Source organism: Komagataeibacter saccharivorans, from assembly GCF_004348195.1.
Classification (GTDB): Bacteria; Pseudomonadota; Alphaproteobacteria; order Acetobacterales; family Acetobacteraceae; genus Komagataeibacter; species Komagataeibacter saccharivorans.
The window spans coordinates 1122335-1145375 of sequence record NZ_CP036404.1 but is presented as its reverse complement, the minus strand read 5'-3'; the positions used below and the strand labels follow the sequence as shown (position 1 = coordinate 1145375).

21 protein-coding genes, 3 tRNA genes and 1 pseudogene are annotated in these 23041 nt (G+C 59.8%); 9 read left to right on the top strand and 16 right to left on the bottom strand.

The window, feature by feature from the left end; genetic code table 11:
- Positions 1-140: 140 nt before the first annotated feature.
- Together KSAC_RS05200 and KSAC_RS05195 are read left to right on the top strand one after the other, a co-directional pair.
- Positions 141-1520, top strand: coding sequence for a lipopolysaccharide biosynthesis protein (locus KSAC_RS05200; protein WP_102323340.1), 1380 nt, complete (start codon positions 141-143; stop codon positions 1518-1520).
- A gap of 90 nt (positions 1521-1610) precedes the next feature.
- Positions 1611-2364, top strand: a protein-coding gene (locus tag KSAC_RS05195) for an IS5 family transposase (RefSeq protein WP_132304593.1) whose coding sequence is annotated in 2 segments (ribosomal slippage) — positions 1611-1951 and positions 1950-2364 — 756 coding nt in all. Because the reading frame shifts where the segments join, the coding sequence is not laid out codon by codon here.
- A 159-nt stretch (positions 2365-2523) separates the two neighbouring features.
- Here the strand turns inward: KSAC_RS05195 and KSAC_RS05190 are convergent.
- Together KSAC_RS05190 and KSAC_RS05185 are read right to left on the bottom strand one after the other, a co-directional pair.
- A complete protein-coding gene (locus tag KSAC_RS05190; protein WP_132304591.1) occupies positions 2524-2973 on the bottom strand; it encodes a YaiI/YqxD family protein in 450 nt (149 codons plus the stop codon).
- 177 nt (positions 2974-3150) lie between these two features.
- Positions 3151-3675 carry a GrpB family protein gene (locus KSAC_RS05185; protein ID WP_132304589.1) on the bottom strand — a complete coding sequence of 175 codons (525 nt, stop codon included), beginning with the start codon at positions 3673-3675 and terminating at the stop codon, positions 3151-3153.
- A 538-nt stretch (positions 3676-4213) separates the two neighbouring features.
- Between KSAC_RS05185 and KSAC_RS17810 the strand changes: the two genes are divergently transcribed.
- Together KSAC_RS17810 and KSAC_RS05175 are read left to right on the top strand one after the other, a co-directional pair.
- A complete protein-coding gene (locus KSAC_RS17810; protein WP_408884754.1) occupies positions 4214-4549 on the top strand; it encodes an STM2901 family protein in 336 nt (111 codons plus the stop codon).
- Positions 4543-4881 carry a DUF1493 family protein gene (locus KSAC_RS05175; protein ID WP_132304585.1) on the top strand — a complete coding sequence of 113 codons (339 nt, stop codon included), beginning with the start codon at positions 4543-4545 and terminating at the stop codon, positions 4879-4881. Before KSAC_RS17810 ends, KSAC_RS05175 begins: the two co-directional genes overlap by 7 nt.
- On the opposite strand, the pseudogene KSAC_RS17805 reads toward KSAC_RS05175, so the two are convergent.
- Positions 4881-5632 (bottom strand): annotated as a pseudogene (locus KSAC_RS17805) (IS5 family transposase); the annotation flags it as partial. The gene KSAC_RS05175 and the pseudogene KSAC_RS17805 sit on opposite strands and share 1 nt — an antisense overlap.
- 200 nt (positions 5633-5832) lie before the next feature.
- Between KSAC_RS17805 and KSAC_RS05165 the strand changes: the two are divergent.
- Positions 5833-6033 carry a hypothetical protein gene (locus KSAC_RS05165; RefSeq protein WP_132304583.1) on the top strand — a complete coding sequence of 67 codons (201 nt, stop codon included), beginning with the start codon at positions 5833-5835 and terminating at the stop codon, positions 6031-6033.
- 81 nt (positions 6034-6114) lie between these two features.
- Here the strand turns inward: KSAC_RS05165 and KSAC_RS05160 are convergent.
- The 5 genes from KSAC_RS05160 to KSAC_RS05140 form a co-directional block, all read right to left on the bottom strand.
- Positions 6115-6191: transfer RNA gene (locus tag KSAC_RS05160), tRNA-Arg, on the bottom strand.
- 27 nt (positions 6192-6218) lie between these two features.
- The gene (locus tag KSAC_RS05155) at positions 6219-6524 is read right to left on the bottom strand and encodes an ETC complex I subunit (protein WP_132304581.1); all 306 of its coding nucleotides are present in this window, start codon (positions 6522-6524) and stop codon (positions 6219-6221) included.
- 21 nt (positions 6525-6545) lie between these two features.
- A tRNA-Pro gene (locus KSAC_RS05150) sits at positions 6546-6622 on the bottom strand.
- Between the two features lie 145 nt (positions 6623-6767).
- Entirely contained in the window at positions 6768-7250 is a 483-nt protein-coding gene (gene gpt / locus KSAC_RS05145) for a xanthine phosphoribosyltransferase (RefSeq protein ID WP_102323348.1), read from the bottom strand.
- Entirely contained in the window at positions 7250-7615 is a 366-nt protein-coding gene (locus KSAC_RS05140) for a tRNA-binding protein (RefSeq protein WP_102324163.1), read from the bottom strand. Before KSAC_RS05140 ends, gpt begins: the two co-directional genes overlap by 1 nt.
- A 104-nt stretch (positions 7616-7719) precedes the next feature.
- Between KSAC_RS05140 and KSAC_RS05135 the strand changes: the two genes are divergently transcribed.
- Entirely contained in the window at positions 7720-8988 is a 1269-nt protein-coding gene (locus KSAC_RS05135; protein ID WP_132304579.1) for an MFS transporter, read from the top strand.
- 17 nt (positions 8989-9005) lie between these two features.
- On the opposite strand, the gene KSAC_RS05130 is transcribed toward KSAC_RS05135, so the two are convergent.
- A complete protein-coding gene (locus tag KSAC_RS05130; RefSeq protein ID WP_132304577.1) occupies positions 9006-10232 on the bottom strand; it encodes a cation:proton antiporter in 1227 nt (408 codons plus the stop codon).
- Between the two features lie 611 nt (positions 10233-10843).
- Between KSAC_RS05130 and KSAC_RS05125 the strand changes: the two genes are divergently transcribed.
- Together KSAC_RS05125 and KSAC_RS05120 are read left to right on the top strand one after the other, a co-directional pair.
- On the top strand, positions 10844-11800 hold the full coding sequence (locus tag KSAC_RS05125; RefSeq protein ID WP_132304575.1) for an alpha/beta hydrolase: 957 nt from the start codon (positions 10844-10846) through the stop codon (positions 11798-11800).
- A 167-nt stretch (positions 11801-11967) separates the two neighbouring features.
- Entirely contained in the window at positions 11968-12453 is a 486-nt protein-coding gene (locus KSAC_RS05120; protein ID WP_243705352.1) for a GlcG/HbpS family heme-binding protein, read from the top strand.
- A 372-nt stretch (positions 12454-12825) separates the two neighbouring features.
- On the opposite strand, the gene KSAC_RS05115 is transcribed toward KSAC_RS05120, so the two are convergent.
- Positions 12826-12901 (bottom strand) — tRNA-Asn (locus tag KSAC_RS05115).
- Positions 12902-13042: 141 nt separating this feature from the next.
- Here KSAC_RS05115 and KSAC_RS05110 point away from each other — a divergent pair.
- Positions 13043-14128 carry an ABC transporter substrate-binding protein gene (locus KSAC_RS05110; protein WP_102323353.1) on the top strand — a complete coding sequence of 362 codons (1086 nt, stop codon included), beginning with the start codon at positions 13043-13045 and terminating at the stop codon, positions 14126-14128.
- A gap of 135 nt (positions 14129-14263) precedes the next feature.
- Here KSAC_RS05110 and KSAC_RS05105 read toward each other — a convergent pair whose 3' ends face one another.
- The 6 genes from KSAC_RS05105 to recN all read right to left on the bottom strand — a co-directional run bounded on the left by KSAC_RS05105 (position 14264) and on the right by recN (position 23023).
- Positions 14264-15202 carry an ABC transporter permease gene (locus KSAC_RS05105; protein WP_102323354.1) on the bottom strand — a complete coding sequence of 313 codons (939 nt, stop codon included), beginning with the start codon at positions 15200-15202 and terminating at the stop codon, positions 14264-14266.
- Positions 15199-16278 carry an ABC transporter permease gene (locus KSAC_RS05100; protein WP_132304571.1) on the bottom strand — a complete coding sequence of 360 codons (1080 nt, stop codon included), beginning with the start codon at positions 16276-16278 and terminating at the stop codon, positions 15199-15201. Before KSAC_RS05100 ends, KSAC_RS05105 begins: the two co-directional genes overlap by 4 nt.
- The gene (locus KSAC_RS05095) at positions 16278-17864 is read right to left on the bottom strand and encodes an ABC transporter ATP-binding protein (protein WP_102323356.1); all 1587 of its coding nucleotides are present in this window, start codon (positions 17862-17864) and stop codon (positions 16278-16280) included. Before KSAC_RS05095 ends, KSAC_RS05100 begins: the two co-directional genes overlap by 1 nt.
- Positions 17857-18984 (bottom strand): BMP family ABC transporter substrate-binding protein, encoded by a 1128-nt coding sequence (locus KSAC_RS05090; protein ID WP_132304569.1) that lies wholly within the window; start codon positions 18982-18984, stop codon positions 17857-17859. Before KSAC_RS05090 ends, KSAC_RS05095 begins: the two co-directional genes overlap by 8 nt.
- A gap of 171 nt (positions 18985-19155) precedes the next feature.
- Positions 19156-21300 carry an NAD-dependent DNA ligase LigA gene (gene ligA, locus KSAC_RS05085; protein ID WP_132304567.1) on the bottom strand — a complete coding sequence of 715 codons (2145 nt, stop codon included), beginning with the start codon at positions 21298-21300 and terminating at the stop codon, positions 19156-19158.
- A gap of 1 nt (position 21301) precedes the next feature.
- Positions 21302-23023 carry a DNA repair protein RecN gene (recN, locus tag KSAC_RS05080; RefSeq protein WP_132304565.1) on the bottom strand — a complete coding sequence of 574 codons (1722 nt, stop codon included), beginning with the start codon at positions 23021-23023 and terminating at the stop codon, positions 21302-21304.
- Positions 23024-23041: the final 18 nt, after the last annotated feature.

The window sequence follows — 23041 nt, the reverse complement described above, 5'->3', positions numbered from 1 at the left end:
ATATCGCGGACGACAGCCTGTTGGCCATAACCCGCGCCTGAGTTCAGCCAGGGGGGCTTGCGCTATCGTTTTCGCCGGTGGTCTAGAGGGAACGTGTCCGGGTTTTTGCCGTGCGCGGGCTTTGGTACGTGTGAGCGCCCATGTCCAGTGAGGAACGGGATGCGCTCAGGCGTATTTTTGGCAATACCGGTTTCCTGATCGCCGGGCGGGCGACGAATGCGGTGTGCAGCTTTGTCTACGTCGCGTGGGCCGTGCGCGCACTCGGATTGCAGCAGTTCGGTGTGCTGATGCTGGTGACGACATTCGGCGCCGCCGTATCCGCCGCAACGCATCTGCAGTCATGGCAGCCATTGCTGCATTTCGGGACTGATCCCTTTACCCGTGGCAGGCGGGCGCAGTTCGCCCGCGTGCTGGCGTTCTGTATGCGGGCCGATTATATCAGCGGGAGTGTGGGCTGGCTTGTCGGCTCGCTGGGGGTGGTGCTTTTCGGCACTTATATGGGCTGGCCTGCCGCCGATCAGACGGCGGCGCTGATCTATATGGTGACGATTTCCTATACCAATACAAGCTGGTCGGCGGGTGTGTTCCGGCTGTGCAATTCCTTCTGGCTGACAACGCTGACCGATCTGTCGGGCGTGCTGGTTCGCACGGTGGGGTCAGGTCTTGGCTTCATGTGGCATATGGGTCTGGATTACTACCTGCTGGTGTGGAGCGGGACGCAGCTTGTCATGTTCATGAGCAGCACCACGCTGGGCTGGCTGCAGATAAGGCGGGCAGGGGGGCTGGCAGGTTTCAGCCTGTTTAGTCGCCTCAAGTCCGGCGATGCGCCGGGTATCTGGCGCTTCACGCTTTCCACCAGTTGCAATCATGTGCTGGGATCGGTTTTCAACCAGTTCGGCACGCTGCTGGTGGGGGGGCTGCTGGGGCCGGCCGATGCCGCCGTCTATCGCGTGTCCCGCCAGATTGGTGAAGGGATCGCCAAGCCCGCGCAGCTTATGATGCCGGCACTCTACCCCGAATTCATCCGCCTGCGCGAAAAGCAGGACTGGTACGGCATCAAACGTGTCACGACCAAGCTGTTCCTTATGATCGGCGGATTTTCCATCCTGCTCATGGGCGTGGCGATGGCGATTGGCAATATCCTGCTGACATGGATGCTGCATGTTCACTGGCAGGGGGGGCGGCACCTGATCATGCTGATGCTGGGCAGCGCGATACTGGGTCTTGGCGTCGTGCCGCTTGAGCCGCTGCTGACCGTTATCGGGCAGGTCTCGCAGGTGCTGAAGGGGCGCATCATCGTAACGCTGACCTACCTACCGCTGGTCTATGGCATGACAACGCTGTGGCATCTGGAGGGGGCTGCTGCGGCCGCCGATGTCGCGGCATTGATCATGCTGTGCATCTGCCTGCGCCCTGTTGTGATGTGGTTCCGCCGCGTCGCCCCCGGTCGCAGGCCGGTTGAAGATATATCCCCGGTCGTGGCCACGGTTCCGTCGGGTGCGAAGGAAAGAACGGGTTAGGGCGTGTCGTCAGTTAAGCGGGAGGATTATGCCGCTTGTACTCCTGCCTGATCTGTGATGTTTTCTCCCTGTTTTTCGGGGAGAGTGTGAATGCGACGGTATGGTCTGAGCGACGGTCAGTGGGAGCAGATAAAGGACCTTCTCCCGGGTCGCAAAGGTCATGTCGGCGGGACGGCTGCGGATAACCGTCTGCTTATCGAAGCCGTGCTGTATCGTTATCGCGCAGGCATTCCCTGGCGTGACCTGCCTGTCCGCTTTGGGGACTGGAAGAACGTGCACCGGCGGCTGCGTCGCTGGTGTGAAAGCGGTGTGATCGAACGGATTTTCCGGCATCTGGCTGCTGACCATGACAACGAATACATGATGATCGACAGCACGATTGTCCGCGCTCACCAGCATAGTGCGGGCGTCTATAAAAAAGGGGGTGGATCAGGCCGCCGGCCGATCCCGTGGCGGACTGACTACCAAAATCCATGCCATTGTCGATGCCGCGGGAAAGGCTGTGGCTCTTTCCCTGACACCCGGGCAAAGGACGGACATCACTGAAGCAGAGCCTCTCCTGGATGAAGTCGATCCCGAGGTCTTCATCGCCGACACGGCTTATGACGCCGGTCCCCTCATCGAAAAACGCGAAGAGCGGGGGATCACACCGGTTATCCCCTCAAGGAAAAACCGTATCTTTCTACGAAAAACCCGTTTTTCAATTTATAAAAAACGAAACATCATTGAACGGTTCTTCGCCAGACTGAAGCAGTTCAGAGGCATAGCGACACGCTACGACAAGCTGAAGTCAACTTTCCTCATAGCCGTGCAATTCGTCTTCGCCATCATTGGAATTAACTGACGACACGCCCGTTGCCTGTCTGTTCAGTGAACATCCAGCAGACAGGCGGTAGTCGCCTCATTTTAGGCACTCAACGGATTATCCTGCCAACCCGAAACCGGATATTCCCGTTTCAAATTTCAAACGAACTGCAACGCATCAGCCGCTATTCCGGCCACGTCACGGCTTGCGTGCCCTTACAACCAACGTATCGAGTTCCGAGAGGAAGCGAGATCGATCAGCTTTCCCAAACGCAGTCCCGGTCGAGGTCATAACGCCCACCGAGCGCAGATCTGTCATCAGATTGCGCATCGCCAACGCCATGCCAATCGCATCACGGTCCAGACGGCGCCCCTTCGGTTCGAGAACGTACGAGCCTTTTTCAATGCAGCGCGCCGCCAGTGGAATATCCGCCGTAATGACGATGTCCCTGTCCAAGGTGCGCTCGGCAATCCAGTCATCTGCGACGTCAGGTCCTGAATTTACCACTACGCGCTCGATTAACGGCGATTCCGGCACCGCAATCATCCGGTTGGAGACAACGAAAACATGCAAGCCATAGCGCCCGGCCACACGATACACTTCGTCTTTCACGGGGCAGGCATCAGAATCGATGAAAATACGGACCATGCCCCAATCTGCCGCAGCATCGCATGAACCGCAAACCTCGGGTCACTCGACCACGGACACAGATGACTGGTTTCGCCTCATCTCAGTCATCCGGTCAGCAAGACCTTATGCTGCAAAGCAGACAATAGATATCTGGTGCTCGCAGCTACATTGAGTGTTGGCCTTATTAAACTAATTTTAAGGATAACACTTCAAAGCCTCAGCTTCGATGCGTTTGATCAGTGCGCTCTTGCAGTCGGAATAGGTATGGCTGTCTGTGGGATGGCGGCCAGCGCATCGGAGTTTCTCGCGCTCGTAATGTTGCGCCATTTCAGGTGAACTGCGCAGATAGTCTCGGAAGGCGAGGTGGCGGCGGAGATTTTGGTCACCATTAGCGAAGCAATGCAGTTGAATTAATCGTTGGCCGGTTTCTGGATCATCCAAGGTGCAGTAACGCCGCCCCTCTATGCCGTACGCACCATGCCACTGATAACCAAGTGCTTCAATCGCTGCACGTTGTAAGTCCAGAGCATCCAATGATGAAACCACTGGCATCAGGTCGAGTATGGGCTTTGCGACAATCCCTGGGATTGATGTCGATCCGATGTGGTGGACAGCGTGGGTTGCTGAGACGTTCTCCTGAAGGCGCCGCGCTTCGCGTGAGGCGCTTTCTGCCCACCTTGGATCGTGAGGTACAAGTCTTACTGTGATCGGCGGCGGCATATTAACTCCATGAGGAGGTCCGTTATGATAGCAGTTTATACCTTATCTCTGGGAAGGGCCGGTGGGTAAAAATCTCGCCAAGATTGCGAATCGGTTCAGCGTTCCAGGAGGAGACAGGCGACTGCCGCCTCATGTCGGTCATTCGCTCTTATCTGTTACTTTTCGTAAAGCAGACATTGGTTCAGACAATCCCGCACACAGGATGCATCGTTGACACTGCGCGCAGAATTCGGAACAAATAAAGAACGATATGGTTTTATACCTTCAAAGGCATAAGGCCTCGGAAGGTAAGGTGGTCGTATTTTTGCGCCGCTTCCAGACAACTTGTTATTTTTGTACATTTTTACAAAAATACACATTTTTTTGTTCATTGAAGCGGCATAATTGCTTACCTAGAGAGAATATCTCCATGCCTCGTTCAAAATATTCACTCAAGCAGGTCGCTATGAAAACGTATTAATGCAACCGTCTTTGCGGTATAAATGCAGAGATTTTGTTTGTTTGTATTTTAATCGATGCTTACAAATAACAATTATGTATTGATTATATTGTGGAGGCTATCGCGATTATAAGTGAGCAGCCAGTAATCTCGACACGGGGGAAGTCCTCGGGCGCTACCAAAGGGACGTCAGTCGCATATTTGGCTTCTCGGCAAGCTATTGACGTTCAGCTACCTTTTCGTCTTCCGATGTTTACCGGAAAATCGTTATTCACTCTTCGTATTGCTATGACAAGACATTTAGGAGCATGGGTAGGGCGAACCATCCCATTTGTTGGTTATGTCGTCATGACGAAGGACGTTACTGAAATCATCTTGAAATCAGTTCGACGCTATAACGCTTTAGTCAAGCCGGAGGACAAAATGGCATGGTAAAATCTTACGAAGACGCGTTATCTGAAATCTTGTCATTTATTTCTGAACAAGTTCCGGGCCCGAAACCACGCGAATTGACAGAAAATACGACACTGCGAGGCGATCTTCGTATGTACAACGACGACGCTAAGAACCTAATGCACCGTTACTTTGAGTACTTTGATGTCAGTGCTCAAAATTTTGATTTCGAAAAATATTTCCCAGAAGAAGGTGAAGGAATCATAGGTGCACTGTTGTTCGGCTTTGTGAATAGAAAGCGTCCTCGGCTAGGTCCTAAGCCCCTGACTATAGCCATGTTAGCGCACGCTGCCTCTGTTGGTGCTTGGGTCTAGGTTCTGTTGACAAAAGACAGTAGCCACAATTTCACGGCTGCGAGGTTAAGAAAGGCGAGGAACGATTTTCTTGTCTTGTCATATCGTGTGGCGATACGTCGGAACTGCTTCAGTTTGTTGAACATCCGCTCGATACGGTTTCGATCCCGATAACGACGAAAGTCGCAGGGAATATCCTCTGTGCGATTTGAACGCGGTGGGATTACGGGAAGAATGCCTCGAAAAAGCAGGTTCTCTCGTATCCTGTCACTATCATACCCCTTGTCGGCCAGAAGTCGGCGTGGTGTCACGACCGGCAGGTCCATCAGGGCATCAGCGCCGGAATAATCAGAAACTTCACCCCCCGTCAGGTCGAAGCCAAGAGGGCGTCCCTGACCGTCAGCACGGGCGTGGTTCTTGCTCGTAAAGCCGCCGCGGCTTCGACCAAAGCCTTCCTTATGCGTCCCCCTTTTGCGCCAGCCGCCTGGCTGTGAGCCCGAACGACCGTGCTGTCGATCATGTGCTGCCAGTCATCGGTCAGACCGAGTTCAACCAGCGTTTCCAGCAGAGCGTCCCAGACGCCCTGTTCTGCCCATCGACGGAACCACACATAGACCGAGTTCCATTTTCCGTAGCGCTCATGCATGTCCCGCCATGGGCAACCAACACGCAGCACATAAAGCATTCCATTGAGAAACAGACGGTTATCCTGTGCCGGTCGTGACCAACGGCCACGTTCAGGCGGCAGCAGGCCGCCAATGATCGCCCATTCCTCGTCCGTCAGGTCGCCACGCATTCACAGGTCTCCGCAAAGACCAACGTTGAATCACGTCCAGGCCAGTCTGAGAAAACTTTTTGTCAATAGAACCTAGGCAGCTTTTTCGGGAAGGTTTCTCGAAAGAAGAAGTCCGGGAGCGATTTGTCGAGAGTCATCGATAGCGCCGCGACCTTCGTCGGACGGGTATCGTAAGGTTGGCCGAGGCCGGTGCCACAACGCCGCAAATCGCATCTATCAGCGGGCACGGTATCGATTATTATCAACGGATCATCGACACCTATCTGGCCCGCCGCACGGAAGTCGCCGTGGCTGGTGTGCAATTGTGGGAAAAACATCAGGATCGAGAGACCAGCAAGGTCGTCTCGATCGCTGCCACGCGCGGCCGTCTGGGCTGATTCACTTCTGCGGTGACCCATGGTGCACTGCAAACCATCTGCAAACCATGCAAACTTTGAATCTGCTAACCCATTGAAAAATGGCGCGCCCTGCTGGATTCGAACCAGCGACCCACAGCTTAGAAGGCTGTTGCTCTATCCAACTGAGCTAAGGGCGCGGGGCATGTCGTTGTGCCAGATCGAACCTAGTGCGTCCAGTTCTGGATACGGTCATGACGGAAATTATCGGCATATGCCTTTGGGCGACGCATGCGCGGCGCCGGAATTTCGATATCGAAGGCGATGCCCTGTTCCGTGGCGTAGGCCACGACGCTGTCCTGATCGGGGAATTGCAGGCGTATCTGCGATGGGGTATCCGCGCTGCCGGTCCAGCCCATAAGGGTATCGACATGGCGGGGGCGGTTCTGCCCGTAATCCAGTATCCATGTATGGGTAGTGGCCTGACCTGACTGGCCGGCGGGTTTTGACTGCCTGTAAATCCGGGCTCGCATTACTATCCGTCTCCCTGGATATGGTCGGGGCGCCCGGACTCGAACCGGGGGCCTCGTGTACCCAAAACACGCGCGCTACCAGGCTGCGCCACGCCCCGCGACCACGAGCGGGAAACTATGTGGCAACTGCTGTTCTGGCAAGCACATTCTTGCAAAAAAAATACCGCGCCCACCGGTCCTGCGGCAAGCAGGTCTGGCGGGCGCGGCGAACAACACGTCGTGTAATGGGAAGCGGCTGGTGGATCAGACCTCTTCAGCGGACTTGCTGGCCAGCGGCGGAATGAACAGCGGCGCCGTGTCCCACGGGAACAGCACCCATGTATCCTGCGGGACTTCCACCACGAAGATATCGGTAATCGGGCGGCCTGCGGGTTTTGCGTACAGGCAGGCGAACAGGGCCTTGGGCAGCATCTTGCGCACGATCTGGGCGGTAACGCCCGAATCAACCAGATCATCAATGATCAGGAAGCCTTCGCCGTCGCCCGCAGCCTCGGGCTTCTTGACCACGCTGGACTGGCCCATCTTCTGTTCGTCATACGTCACGACGGAAACCGTCTCGATCAGACGGCAGTCCAGTTCACGGGCGATGATCGCGGCGGGGATCATGCCGCCGCGCGTGATGGCCACAATTCCCTTGAACGGGCCCCGGGTCATCAGCGTGCTGGCCAGTTGGCGGGCATCGCGGTGAAGCTGGTCCCAGGTTACGGTTGCGTAGCTTGTAGCCATCAGAAAAGTTTTCCTCCATCGGGAACGCGGCCGTCCGGGCGTATCAGGACGACCTCTCCATTACTGTCGGGCATCCCCAGCGTCAGTACTTCACTGCGGAAGGATCCGACCTGTCGGGGGGGCATATTGATCACCGCGCAGATCTGGCGGCCAACCAGCCGGGCAGGGATATAGCGGTGATTGACCTGCACCACCGACGACCGCATCCCGATATGGGGGCCGAAATCGATGGTCAGCCGCATGGCGTGCTGCCGTGCTTCATGCACGGGGTGGGCGTCCACGACCGTACCGGCGCGGATATCAAGCCAGTCACGCGTGTCCCCTTGGGTGCTGGGCACGACGGCATGCTTTGCAGGGTCTGTCATGGAACAGCTTTTGCCCGTGTTGGTACGGATTTGCAAACAGGTGAACGCAAATTTCAGGGGCCACCATAGGATATTTTTCGTGACTGCTGTTAGGATGGCCGACCATGCCTTCCGCACCCCCATCCCCCACTACGGAAAATACGCAACTTACGCCGCAGCCGGTGTCGCTATGGCGTCATCCGGGCCTGCTTGCCTTCCTGTGGGCGCGCACGGCGTCCTCCTTTTCCGCCTGCGTGCAGGCGGTGGCGGTGGGCTGGCAGATTTACGCCCTGACCCACAGCACCACGGCGCTGGCGCTGGTGGGGCTTGCGCAGTTCCTGCCCATGGTGGGACTGCTTCTGCCTGCGGGTCATGCGGCAGATCATTTCAACCGTCGGCTGATCGTGGTGATATGCCAGTGTGTCGAGGCCGTTTCCGCCCTGCTCATGGCCATTGGCGCGTTGGGTGGGTGGACGACGCCATGGATGATCTATGCCATGGTCATCATATTCGGTGCCGCCCGCGCGTTCGAGATGCCCAGCCAGCAGACCTTCCTGCCCGCCCTCGTGCCCGCGCATATGTTTCCCCGGGCGGCAGCGGTATCCTCATCACTGTTCCAGGCGGCGGCGGTGACCGGGCCATCCGTCGGGGGTCTGCTGTACGGTGCCGGGGCAGGGGTGTGCTATCTGGTCTGCGCGGTCGGGTTCGCGGCGGCGTGCATAAGCACATTGTGCATTCCGCTGGTCTTTACGCCCCGTCCGCGCGTGCCTCTTTCCCGCGCCGCAATTATCGAGGTTGCGCAGTTCATGCGCGGGCGTCCCGACATGCTGGGGGCGATCTCGCTTGATCTGTTTGCCGTGCTGCTGGGCGGGGCGACGGCCATGCTGCCGGTTTATGCCAGCGATATCCTGCGTGCCGGGCCAATGGGGCTTGGCCTGCTGCGGGCGGCACCGGCCATCGGGGCGGTGATCTGTTCCATCATACTGGTATGGCGACCTCTTAACCGCCGCTCCGGGCCGCGCATGTTCATGGCCGTGGCCATATTTGGCGTGGCGACCATCATATTTGCCGTGTCGCGTTCCATGGCGGTTTCCATTCTCGCGCTGGCGGTGCTGGGGGCGGCGGACGTGGTCAGTGTCGTCATTCGTGGCGCGCTGGTGCAGTTGCGCACGCCCGACAGCATGCGTGGGCGCGTCTCGGCCGTGAACATGCTGTTCCTTGGTTCGTCCAACCAGTTGGGCGAGTTCGAAAGCGGGATGCTGGCCAGCCTGATCGGACCCGTGGGTTCCGTCGCGCTGGGCGGTGTTGGCACGCTGCTCGTCACCGCCGCGTGGATACGGATGTTTCCGGCCCTGTGGCATCTGGACCGGCTGGATGACCTCACGGCTGATTAGGGTTGTGAACCCGCTCTTTACCGTACTGTGTCGCTTGCGCCCGTGCGGGGTGCGAACAGGCGGAAAAGCGGCCCGGTCAACGCCGTGGAAATAACGGCCAGCACCATAAGGGAGGCGAAGGCAAAGTCCGACAGCATGCCCTGTGCATGCAGGATCGTGGCCGCGACGATTTCCATAAGCCCCTTGCATTGCAGCAGCGAACCAAGGCCAAGGGCCTGCCGCCGCGTCAGGCCCGGTGCGGGTGGAAAGATGTAGACCGATCCCATCTTGGCCAGAACGGAAATGACCACCAGCATGAACGACGCCACGATTGACGGCCATGTCAGCGCATCGCCATTGATGTGCAGGCCGCTATGGCCAAAGAACAGGGGGGCAAGCCAGATGAGCGAGAACGTCCCCACCTTTTCCACCGGCAGTCGTGCTACCCAACGCGGCGGCATCAGTGCCCCGGCGAAATAGGCCCCGATCAGTTCATGCAGGCCGAGTTGCATGCTCGCCCATGATCCGGCGGCCAGATATACCGGCACCGACATCCATATGACCCATGCAGGCGGATTGCGCATGTTATGGGTCGCCCAGTTGCTGGCAATCGCCAGCGCAATCAGCAGGGCCACCGCCACCAGTTCCAGTCCCGTCCAGCCATGCAGGGCGGCGGGACCGCGTGCGGCGAACTGCAACATGACCAGCCCGATCCACAGGGCCGCGTCATCCACCACAGCCAGCTTGAGCGCAAGCTGCCCTATGGAACGCTGGACCGGCGGCAGTTCACGCACGATTCCGATCAGCACGGGCAGCGCACTGACGGCAATACACAGCCCGATGGCCATGGCGCCGATAACCGGTCCGACATGGGGCGGCTGCCATCCATGCAGGGGCAGGAAGAAATAATATACGAAGAATGACCCGATCAGGAACGGTCCGCCAAGCGCCATCAACGCGCCGCCAAGCAGTCGCCCAAGGGCGGGGGCGGGAATGGTATGGGCCGAAACATGCGCATCGGGTGACTGCCACATTTCTAGCCCGGCGGTGAAGGCAAGAACCAGCACGGCCAGCCAGCCGATATTGTTGCCGCAGGTCGAGGGGATGCCCAGTTCCTGCACCGGCGCATGCATTACGGCCAGCCCGATACCCAGAAGGATGGGCAGGACAACAATCGGTATTGTCCGGTTCAGCAGCCGCCACAGCCCCCATGGAAAAATAACAAAGAGGACGACATCAGGAATAAGCGCCGTAATGTCTGACAATGGTGATCCTTCCGTATTTATAGTCTGCGCATATTATATATAAAAAATCCGTATGGAAGGTTTATTTTTGTTTAGTTGCATGAAGTATATGTTATGTAAGAATATTCCTGCTCTTTGTGCCTTTTTGTTTCTGCTTCCGGCGACAAATGGCCTGCGGAGTTCTTGCGTTGGGATAGAACGCCACGCAGCAGCACTGGTTCAGATCGTGCGTTACATATTCCGCGTGATGGATAGCTGCCGGATATTCTTGTGATATTTATTTTTTACTTCTTGTTGTGCTGGTAAAAACAAAACAGATCAGTGCGTATGTGAAAAATTCATCATCATAAATGAATGGATAATTCTGATAATTCGATAACATGCCTTGTATTCATTCATAAATTGATTCGCATATTATTATATAAATGGCGCAAATGTATCCTATAAATATTTAATATGATTTTGTTTTTAAATATATTTGATGGGATAATCTTATATGTTTATATTTTATATTCAAATGTATCTAATATTATTTGATGTCGATCATGGTTGTTCACGGCTCCGTGCGTGAGGGTCCTGTGCATCAGGGCGTCCCGTGTGGCTGCCTGTGATAAAAGAGGACTCTGTTGATTATGCCCAAAAATGTCGTAAATCCCGAATTTCTGCCAATTCTGGAAAAGATGCCTTCTTTCGATGGCCTGTCGGGGCGATCGCTGCCGGAAGTGCGCGAAATCTTCATGACATCCGTGCGGCTGATCGAAGGCAAGCCCCTGCCGGATGTGGAAGTGCAGGAAGAATACGTGCCCGGCCTGAAGGGCGCGCCGGATGTGCGTGTGCTTGTCTATCGCCCGCGCAAGCGTCAGCCGAATGCACCCGCCATGGTCTATATCCATGGTGGTGGTCTGGTTTCCGGCCATCCGGAGGTCGATGACCCCAAATGCCAGGTTCTGGCCAGCCGTATGGGTTTTGTGATCGTGTCCGTCGATTATCGTCTGGCGCCGGAGGTCAAATATCCCGGTGCGATCGAGGATTGCTATGCAGCCCTGAAATGGATGAACGATAATGCCGCCCAGCTTGGCATCAACCCAGACAAGGTAGCCGTTGCGGGTGAAAGTGCAGGCGGCGGCCTGAGTGCCGCACTCGCCCTCATGGCGCGTGACCGCAAGGAATACAGGCTGGCCTATCAGTTGCTGATCTATCCCATGCTGGATGACCGCACGGCCACGAAAGTCGATCCTGCGCCGGATTTTGGGGAATTTGTCTGGACCCGTTCGGCCAATAAATACGCATGGGAAGCCTATCTGGGGAGTGCGGCGGGGGGTGACGATACGTCCGCCTATGCCGCCGCCGCGCGGGCAAAGGATCTGTCCGGTCTGCCGCCCACCTTTATCGGGGTAGGGTCGATGGACCTGTTCCTGTGCGAGGATCTGGAATATGCCCGCCGTCTCATGGCGTCCGGCGTCCCGACGGAGGTAATGGTCGTGCCCGGAGCCTACCATGTGTTCGACATGTTCGTGCCGGAGGCTGAACTGTCACGCCGGTTCATGGATGCCTACTGTGCGGGATTACGGCGCACGCTGGGTCTGTAAGGGTCTGAACCCGCCCCGGCTCCATCGTGCCGGGGTGGGCACTATTATGTGTACGGGCGCTTTTGCTGTTGCGGTTTTTTCTTACGGTTCTGCATCATGCTCCCTTCAGGGCAGGGAATGGGCGCATGGTGCAATCCGGTTGGCAGCTATGGTGTGCGGCGACTTTCATGGGGCTGGGCATGTCGGCATCCGCCCATGCACAGGGCCATATCGTCATTACGCCCAAGCTTGACTGGAGCACGGCTGAAAAACTGGCGGCGGAAGCTGTGCGGAGTTGCGCAGGGCAGGGGTATTCCGTCACCGCGACGGTGGTGGACACAACAGGCCATCAGCAGGCCGTCATCAAGGGGGATAGCGTGCCGTTGCAGTCGCTATCCGTTTCCTATCGCAAGGCCTATACGGCTTATTCCTATGGTCTGGCCTTCAACCTGAACACCACCAGCGAACTGATCGCCGCCAAGGCAGGTGGGCCGCCCAATGGGGCGCTCAATACAATTCCGGAAGTCCTGTTTGTGCCCGGTGGGGTCACGCTGCGCCGGGTGTCGGATAATGCCGTGCTCGGTGGGATCGGGGTTTCGGGTGCGCCGGGTGGTGACAAGGATGAAGCCTGCGCACAGGCTGCGGTAACAAAATTCAGGGCTGATTTCCGCTAGGACAGGCTGGCGACCGGCGTGGTCAGCCGCGCTGGTGCCCTGCAATGAATCTGCATTCCGATTATGCCATGTCGGTGCGTCAGTTCGCTTGAAGTCAGGCACAGGGACCCTTGCTCTGGAGCAGGCCGACAAGCGCCCTCGGTTATTATCGATAAGTCATCATGTCCGTCGCACGGCGTTGTGGCGCGTCCTGAACAAACTGCAACAGTCCAACAGTATCGCCACGCATTGCGATAGCATGCAGTCGGTGCATGGGCTTCGCGGCTGGCGATGTCCTTGCCGGTCCGTTGTCAGCATGCGTACACGACAAAACGCACCGGCCAGATAGGGGAAATCCCTAACCGACATGCGTAAACTGATTTTGAGGAAAGGTGGCTCCCGAAGTAGGACTCGAACCTACGACCCAGCGATTAACAGTCGCTTGCTCTACCAACTGAGCTATTCGGGATCAGCGTTGAGCAGCTTATAGCCACAGTGATGGGGGGGCGTAAACCCCCCTTTTGAACTTTTTTTCAAAAAGGGAAATAAGGGAGACCATGCCGGGAAAAAGAACGGTAAGACCTTCGCAGATCAGGAGAAACCGCAGCCAATGGTAGATGGGAACACGGACGCGAAGCCGCCACGCCTGCTACGCCGCGCGGTCATGCCGTTGCTGGTCGGGGCAGGCTGCGCCGTTGTCGGGGCGCAATGGGTGCAAAGCCGCCAGCAGGCCCGTCTTGTCCGGCGCGATGACGCCCTGCTGGATGGCGAACCGCATGACCTGACCCTGTCATGGCCCAATGCCGCGGCTTCAACGCTTTATAATGTCGGGCTGAGGCAGGACTTCTTTTCGCAGTATCGGCTGAATGTCATCCTGCGCACCGGCGCGCAGACGGGGCGTGACGCCATAGCCGATCTGCAGGCGGGGCGCTGCATGGCCGCCGTCGCCCCGGTGCTGACATGGCTGCAGGCCTATCAGGCCAATGCGGACCTGCCGGCCCGGCTGGTCATGGGATTGCAGGCAGGCACGTTCCGCCTGCTGACACGGCGGCGGCTCAGGCTTGCCAAGATCGAGGATCTTGCCGGGCGCAGGATTGCGGTCCTGAACGCCGACATGGCGGACCGGCTGTTCTTTTCCGTCATCCTGCGGCGCAAGGGGCTTAATCCCGATACTGCGCCGAACTGGATCATCATGCCGCCCGACCAGATTGATGATGCATTGATGGCGGGCAGTGTTGATGCCGTGGCGGTGCATGATCCGCTGGCATGGCAGTTGCTGGGCAATCGGGCGCTGGATCTGGTCGAACTGGTCAATAGCGTCAGCGGCCTGTATGCGCGGCGCACCAATCTTGCGCTGGGTGTCGCGACGGATCTGCTGCAACAGACCCCATCTGCTGCCGTAGCCCTCGTGCTGGCGTTGTATAATGCCGCGCACTGGCTGCCCACCCATATGGCCGAGGCCGCGACCCTGCTGGATGGCAGGGTGGAAGGCATGCGCCAGGACGAAATCTTGCAGATGATGCGTCACGAAGTGCTGGGGATCAGCCCTGTCGGCAACGACCTTAAAACCCAGCTTGCGCGTTACATAGATGAACTCAAGCTACTGGCCATTTTTCCAGACAGCCTTGATTCGGCAGGTTACGCGCGCCGGATTTCAGCCGATGTCCTGCACCACGGTCAGGGTACTGGCCCGTGATGCAGGCTTTATAACCGATCATGCTGTCTCCATGTGCGACCAGTGGGGTCTGACGGGGCTTTTCGCCCCGCCATGCCCTGTCGCGGATCAGGAAATCCTTCTCCGCGTGTGCTGCATGGGAACTGAAACAGCCCCTCAGCGCACGTCGCGGTAATAGGGCTGGGCCAGCGCGGCCGGGGCCGCCATGACCCGGCGCATGCGGTGCCACACCACGACAGGCACGATGATGAACGCCATCGTCCCCAGATAGGGCAGCATGTTCAGGAAGGCCGGATCAATGGGCCAGTTATGGGCCTGCCCGACAAAGGACAGGGCCGTGACCAGCCCGAACAGAAGGGCCGACAGCGTAACAATGATCGGGCGGTACCCTGCAAAGATCACCAGTGCCAGCGCGATCCATCCCCGTCCCGCCACCATGCCTTCCGACCAGACCGGCACATAGGTCAGGGTCAGGTAACCGCCTGCCATGCCTGCCATCGCACCACCCAGTGTTACGTACCAGAACCGCATGGCCATGACCGGTATGCCCGCCGCATCCGCCGCAGCCGGGTTTTCACCCACCGCGCGCATGTTCAGGCCGTGGCGCGTGCGGAACATCACAAAATGCACAAGGGCAGGCAGCAGCACATAGATGGGCACGATCAGGATATTCTGCGCAAAAAACGCAGGCCCGATCACCGGTATGGCGGATAGCAGCGGAATGGTCACATGGCCGAATGTCGCATCAACCGGCTGTCCGGCATAATTGTGCCCCAGCGCGGTGGACAGACCCAGCCCCATGAAGGTCGTGGCCAGACCACACAGTACCTGATTGGCCCGCATGACCACGGCGCCAAAGGCAAAAACCATGCCCCCCACGGCCCCCACCATTATGGCGACCAGCAGGCCCACCCATGGGGAGTGGAAGGAAAACACGGTAATGACCGCGCTGACGGCGCCAAGGGCCATCAGCCCTTCCACACCAAGGTTGGTCACGCCCACCCGTTCGGCCAGCACTTCGCCAAGGGCGGCCAGCGCCAGAACGCCACCGGCCAGAACGGCGGTGGCCAGCATCCCTGTCAGCAGCGTGATCATGATACTTTACTCCCTGCCGCAGTACCCCGTGGCGTTGTCCGGGCCAGCGGCCGGTAATGGGCCAGTTCGTCGCCAATGGCGATCATGAACAGAATCAGCCCGGTAATGGCCAGAATGACCGAAGCCGAAAGCTGCTGGGTCTGCATGACAATGCCCGAATCAAGGATAAGGGCCATGAGCAGCGCGGCAGGGATCACGTTCAGGCACGACCCGCGCGCCAGCACCGCCACGACAATGCCCAGATAACCGAAATTATTGGCCATCCCGCCCTGAAGCCGGTGCACGGTACCTGCAACTTCAAACATGCCAGCCAGCCCCGCCAGACCGCCGGAAAGCAGCATGACCGAAATGATGCGCAGCCTGACCGGGATCCCGGCATAGCGCGCGGCTTCCGGGTTCGCGCCGCCAATACGGATTTCATACCCCCACCGCGTGCGCGACAGCACCAGCGCCAGTCCGATCACGATCACGATCGCCACCGGAAAGCCCCAATGCACGATTCCCCACATTTCGGGGATGGAGACCGAAATCCGCTGTGTCGAAACCTGCGCCCCGCTGATCCGGTCCCGCCATGGCCCGGTCGTAAGATAATAGGTCAGGAGGGAGGCGATAAAATTGAGCAGAAGGGTGGTGATGATTTCATTCACCCCCGCATAGGCCCGCGCCAGCGTGGGTACCGTAATCCACGCCATGCCCCCCACGATACCGGCAATGGTCATGAGTGGCAGAACCGCAAGGGCGGAGCCATGCACGCCAAGGGCCACCCCCGTCGCGGCAATGGCGCCGGCGTAGAACTGTCCTTCCGCGCCGATATTCCACAACCCGATCGTGCCGCACACGGTAACAGCCGCGCCGGTCAGCAGCAGCGGGCACATGAACAGGGCCAGATCCTCCAGCCCGAAGCGCGACCCGAGGGTGGAATGTATGATCAGTTCCGCCAGCATCAGCGGGCTATGCCCCGATAGCGCCAGCACGCAGGCGATGATGAACAGCGACAGGATAATGGCCACCAGCCGCAGCATAAGGATGCGCCCGGCCGGGGCGGTGGGCAGGCGCTGGAATGCACGTGTTGCCATTACTGTGCTGCTCCCGCCTGTATGTCAGCCGGTTCGCGGCCACCCATCAGCATTCCTATTGTAGCGATATCCGCGCCCGCGGCAGGGATCACCGACATGAGACGACCATGAAACATGACCCCGATCCGGTCCGATACATTCAGCAGGTCTTCCAGATCTTCCGATATGAAAACGACCGCCACCCCCTGATCGCGCAGGTCCGTAAGATAACCCAGCATGGTGGCGATGGCCCCGATATCCAGCCCGCGCGCGGGATAGGCCGCGACCAGAACCCGGCTGGCGATACGGATTTCGCGCCGCGCGACCAGACGCTGCTGGTTACCACCCGACAGATTGCGGATCGGCATGGCGAAGTCAGGAATGTTCACCTGCGCCAGTCCGGCGATATCGTGCGCCAGCGCACCCGCCGCCGTGGCGTCATACAGCCCGTGCCGCCCAATCGGTGGCTGGGCATATTCACGCAGCGCCATGTTGGCCGTAATGGACAGCGATGGGGCCAGCGCGCTGCGCAGCCGGTCTTCGGGTATGTGGCCTACGCCTGCTGCGGCAAACAGGGCGGGGTCCGCCCGGTCCACCAGCGCGCCATCAAGCAGGATCTCGCCCGAGGTGCGGGCCATGAGGCCGGTCAGCACATGGGTCAGTTCGCGCTGCCCATTACCCGCAACCCCCGCGATACCAAGGATCTCACCGCCATGAAGGTCAAGGCTGACATCGCGCAGGGTTTCCACCCCGCGGTCGTCGCGCACGCTCACATGGCGTAGCTGCATGATCGGTTCCGGTGCGATGGGGGCCGCCCCTTCGGGTCGGGTCCGCATGTCGCGGCGCACGATGTCGCGCCCCACCATGGTCGCCGCCAGCATGGACGGGTTGCAGTCCGCCGTGTTGAACGTGCCGATCTTGCGGCCACCGCGCAGTATGCTCACGCGGTCCGAAATCTCCATCACCTCGTCCAGTTTGTGACTGATGATGATGACGGCATTGCCCTGCGCCCGGAACGCGCGCAGCGCGCGGAACAGCTCGCGCGTCTCCTCCGGTGTCAGGACGGCTGTGGGTTCATCCATGATCAGCAGCCGGGCCTTGCGCGCCAGCACGCGCAGGATTTCAACGCGCTGCTGTTCCCCCGCCGACAGGTCGCATACGCGGGCATCGGGGCGGACGGGAAAGCCGAAACGCTCCGAAATTTCCTGCGTGCGCGCTTCCATCACGGCGGGGGAGGCGATACGCGGGGCCTCGTCCCAGCCAAGATGGATGTTTTCCGCAACGGTGAAGGCTTCCACCAGCTTGAAGTGCTGGTGGACCATGCCGATCCCGGCCCTGATCGCTTCCTGTGGAGAGGCAAAGGTCTGGCCATACCCGTCAAGGATGATTTCACCTTCCTCGGGCTGGTAGATGCCGGTCACGACGTTCATCAGCGTCGATTTGCCGGCCCCGTTCTCACCCAGCAGGGCATGGATTTCACCCGGCCAGACATCAAGGTCCACGTCCTTGTTGGCGATTACGCCGGGAAAGAATTTTCCGATGCCACGCAGTTGCAGGACAGGCGGTGTGCCCGGCGCCCTGCCGTTCGGGTTGGACGGTTTATTCAAGACCGGATACTCCCGCCACAGCCCAATCGCTGTGATAGATGTCAAGATCGCTTGGCGTGACGCCAGCAGGCACGCGCAGCCGCCCGTGATTGTCATGTATCGGGCCGGTGAAGGGGACATACCCCGCCAGAATGCGCGTACGCATGTCATCGGCCTGGCGCGCTACGGATTCGGGCACGCTTGGCCCCCAGGCATCGCGGTCCACGCCGTGGCCCAGTGTCAGAAACCGCCCCTGCGGCTGCCATGTGCCCGCCAGAAGGTCGCGCACCTGCGATACATAGAAATCGTTGAAATCCAGCGATACGGAACTGACATAGGCTTCCGGCCCGTAGTTCAGCATGCCGGTATTCCACATCGCGGCCTTCAGGCCGCGTTGCACGGCCACACGCAGATAGGCGGGTTCATCCATGATCCCGCACAGGAAGTCGCATCCGTTATCGGCCAGCGCCGTCGCCGCCTGCGTGGCCGCCTGCGGGTCGAACCATGCGTTGATGGTGATGGCCTGCATCGTGATGGATGGATTGACCGACTGCGCGCCCAGCAGCGTCGCATTGGCGCTGGCATAGACGGAAGGAATGGGAAACGACCCCAGAAAGCCCAGCTTGCCGGTTCGCGTCATAAGCCCCGCCGCAATGCCGATGATGTAGCTGGCATACCAGTGCGCCACGTAATACCAGCCCAGATTGCCGGTTACGTTGTTGCCGTCACATTCCATGAAGGCGACATCGGGCGCGCGGTCGGACACGTCCTTGATGAAATCGCCATATTCCGAAGTGGCGAACACCATCTGCGCGCCTTCGGCCACGAACTGGCGGAAAATGCGCGTGGCGTCGGCGGAATAGGGCACGCTTTCGACATAGATCGTACGCAGTCGCGGGAAGGCCCTGCGCACCGCCTGCACACCCCGGTCATGCACCATGGACCAGCCACCATCGGTAATCGGCCCCGTATGGCCAAAGGCAATGACCGCATCCGATTCCGCCAGCGGCCTGCGCCACGCGGGCTGGTCCGCCGCCGTGGCGTGACGTGGCAGCAGCAGGCCGGACCCGGCTGCCCCGGCCATGCCCAGCAGGCCCCGGCGCGTTGTCAGTAACCGCCCCCGCGGTCCTGAAACTGTCATAAAATATTATCCCCCTGATAATCCATGCCGCATCCCATCGCGGCATCATGACGTGTCGGTCCCGTGCGGCTGCTCCTGCTACTTCATGACTGGTTCGATATGACAGTAAACGTTACGCGACACAGACATGCAAGGCCGCATCCACAGCCATGCGGCCCCGACCCGCGTGCGTCATTCCTGCGCCGTCACGGGCGGCATGCCAGCCAGTGTGCGCCAGTCGGCTTCATCCATGGTGGCGACGCCCAGTTCGGCGGCCTTGCGGGCCTTGGAGCCCGCTTTTTCACCCAGCACCACAAGATCCGTCTTTTTCGATACGCTGTCCGAGACCCTGGCGCCCAGACGCTCGGCCACGGCGCGGGCTTCGGGGCGGGTCATGGTCGTCAGCGTGCCGGTAAAGACGATGGTCTTGCCCGACAGTGCGCCTTCGGCCACCATTTCCTCGTCCACAACCTGCGTAAGCTGTGCGGTCAGGTCATCCAGCGTAGTACGGTTGTGTTCCTCGGCAAAGAAGGCGACCAGTTCATCGGCGATGGCCGTGCCGATTCCGGTGATGGAACCCAGTTCCAGCCGTTCATCCGATCCGATTATGGCTGCCTTTTCCATCTGCTCGCGCCAGTTCGCCAGCGAATGGTAATGCCGCGCCAGCAACCGGGCATTGTTGATGCCTATGCGCCGGATACCCAGCGCATAGATCAGCCGTGACAGTTCAATGGTGCGCCTTGCCGCGATGGCGGTGACAAGGTTGCGGGCCGAAACCTTGCCCCAGCCGTCACGACTGGCGATTTCGGTTTCATGGGCTTCAAGGCGGAAAATATCGGCCGGGGTGCGCAGCCAGCCGAGTTCATGGAATTCCGTAATCGTGCGGTCGCCAAGGCCATCGATATCGAACGCATCGCGCGATACGAAATGGCTCAGACGTTCCACCACCTGCGCCGGACAGGTCAGCCCGCCGGAACAGCGCCATACGACCTCGCCTTCGGGGCGTTCGGCATGGGCACCGCAGACGGGACAGATATGGGGAAAAGCGTAGGGCTCCCGCTCGCCATCGCGCGGCAGGACAACACCCGTCACCTGCGGGATCACGTCGCCTGCGCGCTGGATATGCACCAGATCGCCGATACGGATGTCCTTGCGCGTGATTTCATCTTCATTATGCAGGCTGGCGCGGGTCACGATCACGCCGCCCACATTGACGGGTTGCAGGAATGCCACCGGTGTCAGCGCGCCGGTGCGTCCGACCTGTATGTCGATGGCTTCCAGCCGTGTTATCGCCTGTTCAGCGGGGAATTTCCACGCTACCGCCCAGCGCGGCGCACGTCCCGCGAAGCCGAGGCGGTCCTGTAGCGCCCGGTCGTCGATCTTGTAGACAATGCCGTCAATGTCATAGTCCAGCGCCGAACGTTCGCGTGTCAGCCGTTCCATGAAGGATTCGGCATCCGCCGCATTGCAGACCTGCGTGTTGAGCGGATTGATCCGGAAACCCCAGTCCTCAAGCTGCCGGAGGTAGGCATAATGGGTCGCGGGTAGCGGCGCGCTGCAAAAACCGGCGGCATAGGCAAACAGGGATAGCGGGCGTCTGGCCGTAATATTGGGATCAAGCTGGCGTAACGACCCTGCGGCGGCATTGCGCGGGTTGGCGAACGGTTTGTCGCCCGCGCGTTCCTGTGCCGCGTTCAGGTCCAGAAATGCCTGTTTGGACAGGAAAACCTCGCCCCGGATTTCGATGATATCGGGGAAAGGGGCAGGTAGCTGTTCAGGCACATCGCCCATCGTGCGCAGGTTGGCCGTTACATCCTCGCCTTCCGTCCCGTCACCCCGCGTGGTCCCGCGCACGAAACGCCCGTGTTCGTAGGTCAGGCTGATGGACAGGCCGTCAATCTTGGGTTCCGCCACAAAGGCAAGCTGGTGGGCATGTTCATCCGTCAGGCCAAGAAAGCGGGCGATACGGCTGACGAAGCTGTCAAATTCCTCGCGTGAAAAAACGTTATCGAGCGAGAGCATCGGCACCATGTGCCGGTGGCGGTGGAAGGGGCCGCTAGCAGGTGCGCCGACCCGTGCGGTCGGGCTGTCGGCGCGGTGCAGGCCGGGGAAGCGGGATTCCAGTTCGGTATTCAGCCTGCGCAGCGCATCGTAGGTGGCATCATCGACAGCGGGCGCATCATTCTGGTGATAGGCGGCGTCCAGTGCAGGCAGCACCTGTGCCAGACGTTCCAGCAGGCGTGCTGCATGGTGTGCGTCCTGTTCGGTGGCGGCGGCATCAGCCAGCAGGATTCTGGCCTGTTCCGTAAGCGATTGCAGGGGGGCGAGGGGGGGCATGTCAGTCCCCTTTCAGCAGGCTGTCCGCCGCGGCCCGCGCGGCGGGGGTAATGGTGTCGCCGGACAGCATGCGGGCGATTTCCTCGCGCCGGGCCTGCGCGTCCAGCGGGGCGGCGTGGGTTTCCGTCCGGCCTTTGCTCACACTCTTGCTTATGCGCAGATGGGCGTCACCACGCGCGGCAACCTGCGGGCTGTGTGTCACTACCAGCACCTGCACGCTGCGGCCCACGGTATAAAGCCGTTCCCCGATGGCGGAGGCCGTGGCCCCGCCCACACCGGAATCCACTTCGTCAAATACCAGCGTGGGAATGGCCGACCGACCGGCCAGCACCACCTTGAGCGCCAGCATGAGGCGCGAGAGTTCACCACCGGACGCCACCTTGGCCAATGGTCCCGGCGGCTGGCCCGGATTGGCCGCGATCAGGAAAGACGCCTGTTCCTTGCCCCGTGCATTCCATGCCTCAGCTTCCAGCGGCACAAGGGAGACGATAAAGCGGGCGCGTTCCAGCTTGAGCGGCTTCAGTTCGGCCATGACGGCCTGTTCCAGCCTGCGGGCCGCCTTTTCACGGGCCCCCGTCAGTTCAAGGGCGACGGCTTCGAACGCGGCGCGGGTTTCGGCCACGGTTTTTTCCAGAGTCTCGATCCGGATATTGCCCGAATCCAGCGCGGCCAGCCGATCGGTGAAGGCGGCAAGCAGGCCCGGCAATTCCGGCACCGATACGCCATGCTTGCGGGCTTCGGCGCGCAGGGCGAAAAGGCGTTCTTCCGTCTGTTCCAGCAGGCGTGGTTCGGCCTGTGCATCGGATGCAAGGCGGGACAGCAGGCTTTCGGCTTCGGCCAGCGCTTCTTCCGCCCGTTCCAGCGCGTTCAGGGCTTCCTGTGCGGCTGCCTGTTCATCCGCCCCTATGGCGTCCGGGTTCAGGTCGGTAGGTGCTGGCAGCAGTCGTTGCAGCGCACGGCTGGCGTTACGCAGCGCCGATGCGGGGCCGGGGGCGCGGCGGTCACGCGGCGAGAGGTCGGCAAGGGCTGCGGATATGGCTTCCGCCCGGCGTTCCCCCTGTTGCAGCGCCTGACGCAGGCCAGCCAGATGGGCTTCCTCGTCTTCCTGCGGGGCGAGTGTGCCCAGATCCTCCACCGCCTGACGCAGCCAGTCTTCCTCCCGCGCGGCATTTTCCATTTCGGCTCGGGCCGCAGCCAGTTCCGCCGTGGCTTCGATCCATTTGCGATATGCTCCACCCGTCTGGCCGCGCAGGGCGGGGGCCACGCCAAAGGCATCCAGCAGGTCCAGATGCGTGGCCTGATCGGCCAGCCCCATCTGTTCATGCTGTCCCTGTATTTCCACCAGCAGGGTCGCGGCGCGACGCAGCAGGCTTACGGCGACAGGCTGGTCGTTGATATAGGCGCGCGAACGTCCGTCAGTCGTAACGACACGGCGCAGCAGGACAGGCTCGCGCACGTCATCCAGCACGATGCCCTGTTCATTCAGCAGGGTATGCAGCGGGTGGGTGGGGGTAATTTCAAAACAGGCGCTGACACTGGCCTGTTCGCAACCCGCGCGCACCAGCGATGCGCTGGCGCGTTCCCCCAGTGCAAGGCCGAGACTGTCCAGCAGGATGGATTTTCCGGCCCCGGTTTCCCCCGTCAGCACGGTCAGTCCGGGCGGGAACGCCAGATCCAGTTTTTCGATCAGGACCACATCCCGTATCGAGAGCTGTGTCAGCATGCAGGATTCCTGTTCAGC

Bases quoted from the DNA above. Each gene is read 5' to 3' on its own strand.
- KSAC_RS05110 (WP_102323353.1), top strand. From the start codon at position 13,043: ATGGTAGATGGGAACACGGACGCGAAGCCGCCACGCCTGCTACGCCGC.
- KSAC_RS05175 (WP_132304585.1), top strand. From the start codon at position 4,543: ATGGTAAAATCTTACGAAGACGCGTTATCTGAAATCTTGTCATTTATT.
- KSAC_RS05100 (WP_132304571.1), bottom strand. From the start codon at position 16,278: ATGGCAACACGTGCATTCCAGCGCCTGCCCACCGCCCCGGCCGGGCGC.
- KSAC_RS05155 (WP_132304581.1), bottom strand. From the start codon at position 6,524: ATGCGAGCCCGGATTTACAGGCAGTCAAAACCCGCCGGCCAGTCAGGT.
- KSAC_RS05105 (WP_102323354.1), bottom strand. From the start codon at position 15,202: ATGATCACGCTGCTGACAGGGATGCTGGCCACCGCCGTTCTGGCCGGT.
- KSAC_RS05125 (WP_132304575.1), top strand. From the start codon at position 10,844: ATGCCCAAAAATGTCGTAAATCCCGAATTTCTGCCAATTCTGGAAAAG.
- KSAC_RS05200 (WP_102323340.1), top strand. From the start codon at position 141: ATGTCCAGTGAGGAACGGGATGCGCTCAGGCGTATTTTTGGCAATACC.
- KSAC_RS05120 (WP_243705352.1), top strand. From the start codon at position 11,968: ATGGGGCTGGGCATGTCGGCATCCGCCCATGCACAGGGCCATATCGTC.
- KSAC_RS05190 (WP_132304591.1), bottom strand. From the start codon at position 2,973: ATGGTCCGTATTTTCATCGATTCTGATGCCTGCCCCGTGAAAGACGAA.
- KSAC_RS05135 (WP_132304579.1), top strand. From the start codon at position 7,720: ATGCCTTCCGCACCCCCATCCCCCACTACGGAAAATACGCAACTTACG.
- KSAC_RS05090 (WP_132304569.1), bottom strand. From the start codon at position 18,984: ATGACAGTTTCAGGACCGCGGGGGCGGTTACTGACAACGCGCCGGGGC.
- KSAC_RS05140 (WP_102324163.1), bottom strand. From the start codon at position 7,615: ATGACAGACCCTGCAAAGCATGCCGTCGTGCCCAGCACCCAAGGGGAC.
- gpt (WP_102323348.1), bottom strand. From the start codon at position 7,250: ATGGCTACAAGCTACGCAACCGTAACCTGGGACCAGCTTCACCGCGAT.
- recN (WP_132304565.1), bottom strand. From the start codon at position 23,023: ATGCTGACACAGCTCTCGATACGGGATGTGGTCCTGATCGAAAAACTG.
- KSAC_RS05185 (WP_132304589.1), bottom strand. From the start codon at position 3,675: ATGCCGCCGCCGATCACAGTAAGACTTGTACCTCACGATCCAAGGTGG.
- ligA (WP_132304567.1), bottom strand. From the start codon at position 21,300: ATGCCCCCCCTCGCCCCCCTGCAATCGCTTACGGAACAGGCCAGAATC.